The organism is Burkholderia sp. (assembly GCF_018375725.1).
In the GTDB taxonomy this organism is placed as follows: Bacteria; Pseudomonadota; Gammaproteobacteria; order Burkholderiales; family Burkholderiaceae; genus Burkholderia.
The window spans coordinates 1-10,697 of sequence record NZ_JAHACR010000127.1; the positions used below are offsets into that span (position 1 = coordinate 1).

Consider the following 10,697-nt stretch of genomic DNA (forward strand, 5'->3'; position numbering starts at 1 on the left):
TCGTCACGCCCTGCGCCTTCGCCGAAGCGGCGAGCGTCGTCGCGATCCGGTCGGTTTCGAACAGCCCCGGCAGCAGATTGTTGATCGTCACGCCCTGCCCCGCGACCTTGCGCGACAGCCCCGCGACGAAGCCGGTCAGCCCCGAGCGCGCGCCGTTCGACAGCGCGAGCACGTCGATCGGCGCCTTCACGGCCGAACTCGTAATGTTGACGATCCGGCCGAAACCGCGCGCGATCATTCCGTCGACGGTCGCGCGAATCAGTTCGATCGGCGTCAGCATGTTCGACTCGAGCGCGCGGATCCAGTCGTCGTGCGAGAAATCGCGGAAGTCGCCGGGCGGCGGCCCGCCGGCATTCGTCACGAGAATGTCCGGCTGCGGGCAGGCGGCGAGCGCGGCCGCGCGGCCGTCGGGCGTCGTGATGTCGCAGGCGACGGCGGTGATCGACACGTTCGATTCGGCGCGGATCTCCTCCGCGGTTTCCTCGAGCGTCTCGCGCGTGCGCGCGACGATCACGAGATTCACGCCCTCGGCGGCCAGCGCTTCCGCGCAGCCGCGTCCGAGGACCTTGCTCGCCGCGCACACGAGCGCGGTCTTGCCTGCGATGCCCAGATCCATCGATGCCCTTCCCTGCGATGTGCGCCGGCCAAAGCGGCGGCGCGGGTTGTCGGTCGGTTTCGTCCTATGACTTGCCGATGAGACATCGATAATATCCGGATCGCGCGGGCCATCTTGGGTAAACTTGCGGCTATGCTGCGGAACCGGGCGTCCCGCCCGTTTGCCGCCCCGAATCTTTTTTGCCGCTCAGGCACCCCGTCATGAAACAGGACAGCCGTTTCCCGAATCTTTTCATCCTCGACCACCCGCTGATCCAGCACAAGCTCACCCACATGCGCGACAAGGACACGTCGACGCGCACGTTCCGCGAGCTGCTGCGCGAGATCACGCTGCTGATGGGTTATGAAATCACCCGCAACCTGCCGATCACGACCAAGCGGGTCGCGACCCCGCTCGTCGACATCGACGCGCCGGTGATCGCCGGCAAGAAGCTCGCGATCGTGCCGGTGCTGCGTGCGGGGATCGGGATGTCGGACGGTCTGCTCGAACTGATTCCGTCCGCACGCGTCGGCCATATCGGCGTGTACCGCGCCGACGACCACCGCCCGGTCGAATATCTGGTGCGCCTGCCCGACCTCGAGGACCGGATCTTCATCCTGTGCGATCCGATGGTTGCGACCGGCTACTCGGCCGTGCATGCGGTCGACGTGCTCAAGCGCCGCAACGTGCCGGCCGCCAACATCGTCTTCGTCGCGCTCGTGGCCGCGCCCGAGGGCATCCAGGTGTTCCAGGACGCGCATCCGGACGTGAAGGTGTACGTCGCATCGCTCGATTCGCACCTGAACGAGCACGCGTACATCGTGCCGGGCCTCGGCGACGCGGGCGACCGCCTGTTCGGCACGAAGAACTGACGCCGCGCGGCGCCCCGGCGGGCATCCGTCCGGGCGGTTTGCGGTGCGCGGCGCCCCGAGCGGGGCGCCGCCGCGTGATAAAATCACGTTCTACTCGACACGCGCGGCCCACGCGGCTTATTGCCCGCCCCGGCGGCCGCCGATTCAACGACACATTGGCATAAACGCCCGCGCAACGCGCGCAGGCGACGGAGAAAGGTATGGCTGGTCACTCGAAATGGGCCAACATCAAGCATAAGAAGGCAGCAGCCGACGCGAAGCGCGGCAAGATCTGGACCCGCCTCATCAAGGAAATTCAGGTGGCGGCACGCCTCGGCGGCGGCGACCCGGGCTCGAATCCGCGCCTGCGCCTCGCCGTCGACAAGGCGGCCGACGCGAACATGCCGAAGGACAACGTCAAACGCGCGATCGACCGCGGCGTCGGCGGCGCGGACGGCGCGAACTACGAGGAAATCCGCTACGAAGGCTACGGCATCGGCGGCGCGGCGATCATCGTCGACACGCTGACCGACAACCGCACCCGCACCGTCGCGGAAGTCCGTCACGCATTCTCGAAGTTCGGCGGCAACATGGGCACCGACGGTTCGGTCGCCTTCATGTTCGATCACGTCGGCCAGTTCCTGTTCGCGCCGGGCACGTCTGAAGATACGCTGATGGATGCGGCGCTCGAGGCGGGCGCGAACGACGTCAGCACGAACGACGACGGCTCGATCGAAGTGCTGTGCGACTGGCAGGAATTCTCGAAGGTGAAGGACGCGCTCGAAGCCGCCGGCTTCAAGGCGGAACTCGCCGAAGTGACGATGAAGCCGCAGAGCGAAGTCGAGTTCAACGGCGACGACGCGGCGAAGATGCAAAAGCTCCTGGATGCGCTCGAGAACCTCGACGACGTGCAGGAGGTGTATACGAACGCCGTCATCATCGAGGAATGAGATGCCGGCCGCCGCACGCGATTCGCGGCGGCGGCCCGACCGGTTTCGCGGCCGGCGCCTGAGTGCGCCGGCCGCCACGTTTTCTAGTCTGCGGGGAATCCCATGAAACTACTCGTCGTCGGTTCCGGCGGCCGCGAACACGCACTTGCGTGGAAGCTCGCCCAGTCGCCGCGCGTCCAGATGGTCTACGTCGCGCCCGGCAATGGCGGCACGGCACAGGACGAGCGCCTGAAGAATATCGACATCACGTCGCCCGACGCGCTCGCCGACTTCGCGGAAAGCGAAGGCGTCGCGTTCACGCTCGTCGGCCCGGAAGCGCCGCTCGCGGCCGGGATCGTCAACCTGTTCCGCGCGCGCGGGCTGAAGATCTTCGGCCCGACCCGCGAAGCGGCGCAGCTCGAAAGCTCGAAGGATTTCGCGAAGGCGTTCATGAAGCGCCACGGCATCCCGACGGCCGACTACGAAACATTCACCGATGCGGCCGCCGCCCATGCGTACCTCGATGCGAAGGGCGCGCCGATCGTCGTCAAGGCCGACGGCCTGGCCGCCGGCAAGGGCGTCGTCGTCGCGATGACGCTGGAAGAAGCGCACGCGGCCGTCGACATGATGCTGTCCGGCAACAAGCTCGGCGATGCCGGCGCGCGCGTCGTGATCGAGGAGTTCCTCGACGGCGAGGAAGCGAGCTTCATCGTGATGGTCGACGGCAAGCACGCGCTTGCGCTCGCATCGAGCCAGGACCACAAGCGCCTGCTCGACGAGGACCGCGGCCCGAACACGGGCGGCATGGGCGCCTACTCGCCCGCGCCGATCGTCACGCCGCAGATGCACGCGCGCGTGATGCGCGAAATCATCATGCCGACGGTGCGCGGCATGGAGAAGGACGGCATCCGCTTCACCGGCTTCCTGTACGCGGGCCTGATGATCGACAAGGACGGCAATCCGCGCACGCTGGAATTCAACTGCCGGATGGGCGACCCGGAGACGCAGCCGATCATGGCGCGTCTGAAGAGCGATTTCTCGAAGGTCGTCGAACAGGCGATCGCGGGCACGCTCGATACGCTCGAGCTCGAATGGGACCGCCGCACCGCGCTCGGCGTCGTGCTGGCCGCCCACGGCTACCCTGACGCACCGCGCAAGGGCGACCGCATCAACGGCATCCCGGCCGAGACCGAGCAGGCCGTGACGTTCCATGCGGGCACGACGCTCGACGGCGACAAGCTGACGACGTCGGGCGGCCGCGTGCTGTGCGTGGTCGGCCTCGCCGACTCGGTGCGCGAGGCGCAGCAGCACGCCTACGAAACGATCAACCAGATCAATTTCGAAGGCATGCAGTACCGCCGCGACATCGGCTACCGCGCACTGAACCGCAAGAGCGCGTGACGTCGGCACCGCCGGACGGCGGTGCCTTTTCTCTGCCGGGGTTCGATAGAATGCCCGGCAGATGCTTTTTTGATGCACCCCGGCGAAAGCGGGGGCGCCCAGTTCAGAGATGACCGATTCGACCTACGACGTGGAACGCGTGCGCGCCTATCTTCAGGGCCTGCAAACGCGCATTGCCGACGCGCTCGGCGCGCTTGACGGCACGCCGCTTGCGACCGACGCATGGCAGCGCGAGCCGGGCGAGCGCCTGCGCGGCGGCGGCTGCACGCGCATCCTCGAGGGCGGACAGGTGTTCGAGCGCGCCGGCATCGGCTTTTCCGACGTCGCCGGCGACGCGCTGCCGCCGTCGGCCAGCGCGGCGCGGCCGCAGCTGGCGGGCCGCGGCTTCGAGGCGCTCGGCGTGTCGCTCGTGCTGCACCCGCGCAACCCGTATTGCCCGACCGTGCACATGAACGTGCGGATGCTGATCGCGACCAAGCCTGGCGAGGAGCCCGTGTTCTGGTTCGGCGGCGGCATGGATCTGACGCCGATTTACGGCTTCGAAGAAGATGCCCGTCATTTCCATCAGACCTGCAAGGACGCGCTCGATCCGTTCGGCGCGGATCTTTACCCGCGCTTCAAGCAATGGTGCGACGAGTATTTCTTCCTCAAGCACCGCAACGAAGCGCGCGGCATCGGCGGCATCTTCTTCGACGACCACGCCGAGCCTGGCTTCGAACGCGCATTCGAGATGATGCAGCGTGTCGGCGACGCATTCCTGAGCGCCTACCTGCCGATCGTCGAGCGACGCCGCGACACGCCGTACGGCGAGCGCGAGCGCGCGTTCCAGGCATACCGCCGCGGCCGCTATGTCGAGTTCAACCTGGTATTCGACCGGGGCACCCTGTTCGGCCTGCAAAGCGGCGGCCGGACCGAGTCGATCCTGATGTCGATGCCACCCGTCGCGAACTGGCGCTACAACTGGCAACCCGAGCCGGGCTCGCCGGAAGCGCGCCTGACCAGCGATTTCCTCGTGCCGCGCGACTGGGTCTGAGCCCGGCCGCCCGCGACCGCAACGTTAAGGAAGCGTTCTGGACATCCCTGCCAGCCTCGCCCCGCTGCCGCGCCGTATCGGCCTGCTGGGCGGCACGTTCGACCCGATCCACGACGGCCACCTCGCGCTCGCGCGACGCTTCGCCGAGGTGCTCGACCTGACCGAACTGGTGCTGCTGCCCGCCGGGCAGCCGTACCAGAAGCGCGGCGTGTCGCCGGCCGAGCATCGGCTCGCGATGACCCGCGCGGCCGCGCAGTCGCTCGTATTGCCGGGCGTGACCGTCAGCGTCGCGACCGACGAAATCGAGCATGCAGGGCCGACGTACACGGTCGAGACGCTCGCGCGCTGGCGCGGGCGCATCGGCCCCGATGCATCGCTGTCGCTCCTGATCGGCGCGGATCAGCTCGTGCGTCTCGACACCTGGCGCGACTGGCAGCGCCTGTTCGCCTACGCGCACGTCTGCGTGGCGACCCGTCCCGGCTTCGCTCTCGGCGCGGCGTCGCAGGCCGTCGCGCAGGAAGTCGCCGCGCGGCAGGCCGGCGCCGCCGTACTCGAGGCCACGCCGGCCGGCCATGTGCTGATCGACACGACGCTCGCGTTCGACGTCGCCGCGACCGACATCCGCGCGCACCTGCGCGAATGCCTCGCGCGCCACGCCCGGATGCCCGACGCGTCGGTCGAGCATGTGCCGCCGGCCGTCTGGGCCTATATTCTTCAACATCGCCTTTACCATTCCTGATTCCATGGATATCCGCAAACTGCAGCGCGTGATCGTCGACGCCCTCGAAGACGTCAAGGCGCAAGACATCAAAGTTTTCAACACGAGCCATCTGACCGAGCTGTTCGATCGCGTGATCGTCGCGTCCGGCACGTCGAACCGGCAGACCAAGGCGCTGGCGTCGAACGTCCGCGACAAGGTCAAGGAGGCCGGCGGCGACGTCGTCAGCTCCGAAGGCGAAGACACGGGCGAATGGGTGCTCGTCGACTGCGGCGACGCGGTCGTGCACATCCTGCATCCCGCGCTGCGCCAGTACTACAACCTCGAGGAAATCTGGGGCGACAAGCCGGTGCGCATGAAGCTCGGCGGCAAGAGCCCGAACGGTGCGGCCACCGATGCCGACGACGAGGAAGACGAGGACGGCGACGTCAGCCCGGCACGCAAGACGCCCGCCCGCCGTCGCTGACCCCGGCCGATGAAGCTGCACATCCTCGCGGTCGGGCACAAGATGCCCGGCTGGATCGCGTCCGGTTTCGACGAATACACGAAGCGGATGCCGCCCGAGCTGCGCATCGAGCTGCGTGAGATCAAGCCCGAGCTGCGCTCCGGCGGCCGAAGCGCCGAAAGCGTGATGGCCGCCGAACGGCAGAAAATCGAGGCCGCCCTACCCAAGCATGCGCGCATCGTCGCGCTCGACGAGCGCGGCCGCGACTGGACGACGATGCAGCTCGCCCAGGCGCTGCCCGGCTGGCAGCAGGACGGCCGCGACGTCGCCTTCATCATCGGCGGTGCCGACGGGCTCGATCCGGAACTGAAAGCGCGCGCCGAACTGCTGTTGCGCATCTCCAGCATGACGCTGCCGCATGGCATGGTGCGCGTGCTGCTTGCCGAACAGCTTTACCGGGCGTGGAGCATCACGCAGAATCACCCCTATCACCGCGCCTGACGCGTCGTCCTCGTGACGCGTCCGGCGCGCGGCCAACGAGAACCACGACATCATGCCGTCCAGCGCCTCCCCCGAACTTTTCCCGACCCTTTATCTCGCTTCGCAAAGCCCGCGCCGCCAGGAACTGCTTCAGCAGATCGGCGTGCGCTTCGAATTGCTGCTGCCCCGCCCCGACGAGGACGCCGAAGCGCTCGAAGCCGAGCTGCCCGGCGAAGCCGCCGACCGCTACGTGGTGCGCGTGACCGTCGCGAAGGCCGAGGCCGCGCATGCGCGCCTCGTCGCCAGCGGCAAGCCGGCCGCGCCGGCGCTCGTCGCCGACACGACCGTGACGATCGACGGCGCGATCCTCGGCAAGCCGGCCGATCCGGCCGACGCGCTCGCGATGCTGGCCCGCCTCGCCGGCCGCGAACACGAGGTGCTGACCGCCGTCGCCGTCGTCGACGCCTCCGGCGCGCTTTTGCCGCCCGCGCTGTCGCGCTCGACCGTGCGCTTTGCCGCCGCCTCGCGCGACGCGTTCGCCCGCTACGTCGAAACCGGCGAGCCGTTCGGGAAGGCCGGCGCGTATGCGATCCAGGGCCGCGCGGCCGAGTTCATCGAGCGGATCGACGGTTCCCATTCAGGTATCATGGGTCTGCCCCTTTTTGAGACAGCGGCGCTCCTCCGAGCGGCACGCGTCGACTTCTGAATCGCATCATGAACGAAGAAATCCTGATCAACATCACGCCGCAGGAAACGCGGGTCGCACTCGTCCAGCAAGGCGCGGTGCAGGAGCTTCACGTCGAGCGCACGCTGTCGCGCGGACGCGTCGGCAACATCTATCTCGGCAAGGTCGTGCGCGTGCTGCCCGGCATGCAGTCCGCGTTCATCGATATCGGTCTCGAGCGCGCGGCGTTCCTGCACGTCGCCGACATCTGGCAGCCGCGCCTGCCCGGCGATCCGCAGTCGAGCGCGCAGCACCAGCCGATCGAGAAGACGGTGTTCGAGGGCCAGACGCTGATGGTGCAGGTCATCAAGGATCCGATCGGCACGAAAGGCGCACGACTGTCGACGCAGGTGAGCATCGCGGGCCGCACGCTCGTCTATCTGCCGCAGGAGCCGCACATCGGCATCTCGCAGAAGATCGAGAGCGAGGCCGAGCGCGAAGCGGTGCGTGCGCGGCTGACTGCGGTGATCCCGACCGACGAGAAAGGCGGCTATATCGTGCGCACGATCGCCGAGGACGCGACGGGCGAGGAACTGGCATCCGATGTCGCGTACCTCCGCAAGACCTGGGCAACGATCGTCGCGCAGGCGCAGCGGCTGCCGGCGACGAGCCTGCTCTATCAGGATCTCGACCTCGCGCAGCGCGTGCTGCGCGATTTCGCGAACGACGACACGTCGCGCATCCAGGTCGATTCGCGCGAGACGCACCAGCGCCTCGCCGAGTTCGCGGCGGAATTCACGCCGGCCGTCAGCCCGAAGCTGCATCACTACACCGGCGAGCGGCCGCTGTTCGACCTGTACAACATCGAGACGGAAATCCAGCGTGCGCTGTCGCGGCGTGTCGATCTGAAGTCGGGCGGCTACCTGATGATCGACCAGACCGAAGCGATGACGACGATCGACGTGAACACCGGCGGCTACGTCGGCGCGCGCAATTTCGACGACACGATCTTCAAGACCAACCTCGAGGCCGCGCATACGATCGCGCGGCAGCTGCGGCTGCGCAACCTCGGCGGGATCATCATCATCGACTTCATCGACATGGAGAATGCCGAGCATCGCGACGCGGTGCTCGCCGAACTGAAAAAAGCGCTCGCGCGCGACCGCACGCGCGTCACCGTCAACGGTTTCTCGCAGCTCGGACTCGTGGAAATGACCCGCAAGCGCACGCGCGAGTCGCTCGCGCATGTGCTGTGCGAGCCGTGCCCGACCTGTCAGGGGAAAGGCCAGGTCAAGACGTCGCGCACGGTCTGCTACGACATCCTGCGCGAAATCCTGCGCGAGTCGCGGCAGTTCAATCCGCGCGAGTTCCGCGTGATCGCCGCGCAGCAGGTGATCGACCTGTTCCTCGACGAGGAGTCGCAGCATCTCGCGATGCTGATCGACTTCATCGGCAAGCCGGTGTCGCTGCAGGTCGAATCGAATCTCAGCCAGGAGCAGTACGATATCGTGCTGATGTAAGCCTCCCCGGGAAGCCTTGTCCGTCAAGGCTTTCGCATTTCCGGAGCAGCCTCGCCCGCGCCCCCGCGCGGCAGGCCGCTGCCACGCATGATCGCGGATTCGCACCGCGGGTGGCGGCGTCGCATGGTGCGGCGCTGCTTTGTGACAACCCGCGGGACGGCCGCATCGCCCCCTTCACCCCGTCATATCGACACAGAGATCCACCATGAAAAAACACAATCACCGCCAACGCAAAAAACTCCGTCTCGGCGAGTTCCGCGAACTGGGCTTTGCCGCGTCCGCGCAGTTTCGCAGCCAATTGAACGACGACGAGCGCGAAGCCGTGCTCGATACCTTCACTGCCTGCATCGAGGCCAACGGCCTGCTTGCCTTCATCTCGCTGAACACGGGCGTCGACGCCTACCTGATTTCCGGCGAGCCGCGCGGCTCGGCAACGGAAGCGCAACGCGAATCGGTTCGCCTGTGGCTGGAGTCCAAGGCGGAATTCACCGACGTCGAAGTGGGCGAGCTGTCCGACTCCTGGCGCACGCGTTCCTGAGCGCGCCTGACACCCCGCCTCGCTTCCCATGAAGCGAGGCGCGCCGGGCGGCAACCGGCAGGCCCGCCACGGCGGCGGCCGCGCGCCGCCCCAGCCACCGATTCGATCGCGTCCTTTCGCCGGCCATTTAGGCGAGACACGTTACACTCTCCCCTCACATGGTGCGCCGCACGCACCCGCCTTCCATCGCCAGCAGGCACGCGCGCCTGCCCCGACCCATGGAGTGAGTTTCGATGAGCGGCGGTTTTCCGCGTCCAGCCTTCCACATGTCGTCGCCGTCCGCGACAGCCCTCCTGATCCTTGTCGCCGCCGCGCTGTTGTCCGGCTGCGGGCTGCTGGCCAAGCAACATCCGCCGGCGCCGATCAGCGAGGCGCTCGTCGAGCCGGTCGAGGAAACGGCCGGCGAGCCGCTGACGCTGCCGCCGACGCCGGCCCCCGTCCAGCCGGAGGAAGCCGATACGCAGCGCAGACCGCGCCGCGAGGCCGCGCATCCGAAACCTGCGCAACACCCGGAAATGCCGCCCCCCGCACCGCCGACACCGGCGCCGATCGTCGCGACGCGCACGCTCGACCGCAACCAGCTTCACGCGCTGCTCGACAGCGAAGTGGCACGCCGCGGCGGCAAGGTCATCGGCCGCGCAGTCGACATGGTCACCGATGCGAACGGCCGGCCGCGCGAAATGATCGTCAATCTGCAGGGCTTCATGGGCGTCGGCGACCGCAAGGTCAGCTTCCCGTGGAATGTGTTCCGCTTCACGCCGGGCAGCAAGCGCGAACCGATCGTGCTCGACGTGCCGGCCGGCGAGCTGCCGCCCGCCAACCGCCCGAAGATGCTCCCGCAGTCCGGCATCTCCGCCGCCACACGGCTGCCCGTGCTCGACAGCGACATCGAGCGCCCGAACGGCATGAAGATCGGCCGCGTCGTCGACGTGCTGATCGACCGCGACGCACAACCGCAGGCGGTCGTGCTCGATCTCGGCGGGTTCGTCAATCCGGCGCGCCGCACGATTGCCGCGAACTGGTCGGCGCTGCGCTTCGTCACGCGCGACAAGGCGCTGCGCCCGCAGCTCGACCTGAACGACACGCAGATCAAGGCGTCGCCGCCCTATGCGGCCGACAAGCCGGTCGTCGCCGTGTCGCCGCCAGTTCCGGCCGCCGCCGCGCCGACGTCGGCGTCGTCAGCGAGAACCGCACGATGACGATCCCGCATTCCGTCAGCGTGCGCAGCCTGCGCTCCCTCGACTGGCTCAACTTCTTCGTCGCCAACGTTCAGACCGGCTTCGGCCCGTTCATCGCGTCGTACCTCGCGTCGCACAAGTGGACGCAGGGCGAGATCGGCATGGTGCTGTCGATCGGCACGATCAGCGCGATGGTGAGCCAGGTGCCGGGCGGCGCGGCCGTCGACGCGCTGAAGAACAAGAAAGGCGCGGCCGCATGGGCGATCGCGGCGATCATCCTGTCCGCGGTGCTGCTCGCCGCCAGCCCGACGATCGTGCCCGTGATCGCCGCCGAAGTCTTCCACG

Annotated in this window: 12 protein-coding genes and 1 pseudogene; 12 read left to right on the top strand and 1 reads right to left on the bottom strand. The window is 67.8% G+C overall.

The annotated features are described in order from the left end of the window. Positions 1 to 616, bottom strand: a 616-nt coding sequence (locus KH616_RS14605; protein WP_292246007.1) for an SDR family NAD(P)-dependent oxidoreductase, incomplete at its 3' end; no start/stop codon positions are given. Positions 617 to 816: 200 nt separating this feature from the next. On the opposite strand from KH616_RS14605, the gene upp reads away from it, so the two are divergent. The 12 genes and pseudogenes from upp to KH616_RS14665 all read left to right on the top strand — a co-directional run. Next, complete coding sequence (gene upp / locus KH616_RS14610) at positions 817 to 1,467, top strand: uracil phosphoribosyltransferase (protein WP_292246010.1); 651 nt, start codon at positions 817 to 819, stop codon at positions 1,465 to 1,467. A gap of 200 nt (positions 1,468 to 1,667) precedes the next feature. After that, a complete protein-coding gene (locus tag KH616_RS14615) occupies positions 1,668 to 2,396 on the top strand; it encodes a YebC/PmpR family DNA-binding transcriptional regulator (protein WP_292246013.1) in 729 nt (242 codons plus the stop codon). 102 nt (positions 2,397 to 2,498) lie between these two features. Beyond that, complete coding sequence (purD, locus tag KH616_RS14620; RefSeq protein ID WP_292246015.1) at positions 2,499 to 3,776, top strand: phosphoribosylamine--glycine ligase; 1,278 nt, start codon at positions 2,499 to 2,501, stop codon at positions 3,774 to 3,776. A 109-nt stretch (positions 3,777 to 3,885) separates the two neighbouring features. Further along, positions 3,886 to 4,809: an oxygen-dependent coproporphyrinogen oxidase gene (hemF, locus tag KH616_RS14625; RefSeq protein ID WP_292246017.1), complete on the top strand. Its 924-nt coding sequence runs from the start codon at positions 3,886 to 3,888 to the stop codon at positions 4,807 to 4,809. 37 nt (positions 4,810 to 4,846) lie between these two features. Further along, the gene (locus tag KH616_RS14630) at positions 4,847 to 5,548 is read left to right on the top strand and encodes a nicotinate-nucleotide adenylyltransferase (protein WP_292246029.1); all 702 of its coding nucleotides are present in this window, start codon (positions 4,847 to 4,849) and stop codon (positions 5,546 to 5,548) included. 4 nt (positions 5,549 to 5,552) lie between these two features. Next, a complete protein-coding gene (gene rsfS, locus KH616_RS14635) occupies positions 5,553 to 5,993 on the top strand; it encodes a ribosome silencing factor (RefSeq protein ID WP_292246018.1) in 441 nt (146 codons plus the stop codon). 9 nt (positions 5,994 to 6,002) lie between these two features. Beyond that, a complete protein-coding gene (rlmH, locus tag KH616_RS14640; RefSeq protein ID WP_292246020.1) occupies positions 6,003 to 6,473 on the top strand; it encodes a 23S rRNA (pseudouridine(1915)-N(3))-methyltransferase RlmH in 471 nt (156 codons plus the stop codon). A gap of 52 nt (positions 6,474 to 6,525) precedes the next feature. Then, complete coding sequence (locus tag KH616_RS14645) at positions 6,526 to 7,158, top strand: Maf family protein (RefSeq protein ID WP_292246022.1); 633 nt, start codon at positions 6,526 to 6,528, stop codon at positions 7,156 to 7,158. Between the two features lie 8 nt (positions 7,159 to 7,166). Beyond that, positions 7,167 to 8,636, top strand: coding sequence for a ribonuclease G (rng, locus tag KH616_RS14650; protein ID WP_292246023.1), 1,470 nt, complete (start codon positions 7,167 to 7,169; stop codon positions 8,634 to 8,636). Between the two features lie 205 nt (positions 8,637 to 8,841). After that, positions 8,842 to 9,174 carry a 50S ribosome-binding protein YggL gene (locus tag KH616_RS14655; protein WP_292246025.1) on the top strand — a complete coding sequence of 111 codons (333 nt, stop codon included), beginning with the start codon at positions 8,842 to 8,844 and terminating at the stop codon, positions 9,172 to 9,174. Positions 9,175 to 9,407: 233 nt separating this feature from the next. Continuing rightward, a complete protein-coding gene (locus KH616_RS14660) occupies positions 9,408 to 10,373 on the top strand; it encodes a PRC-barrel domain-containing protein (protein WP_292246027.1) in 966 nt (321 codons plus the stop codon). Further along, a pseudogene (locus tag KH616_RS14665) lies at positions 10,370 to 10,697 on the top strand (MFS transporter); the annotation flags it as partial. The gene KH616_RS14660 and the pseudogene KH616_RS14665, both read left to right, overlap by 4 nt.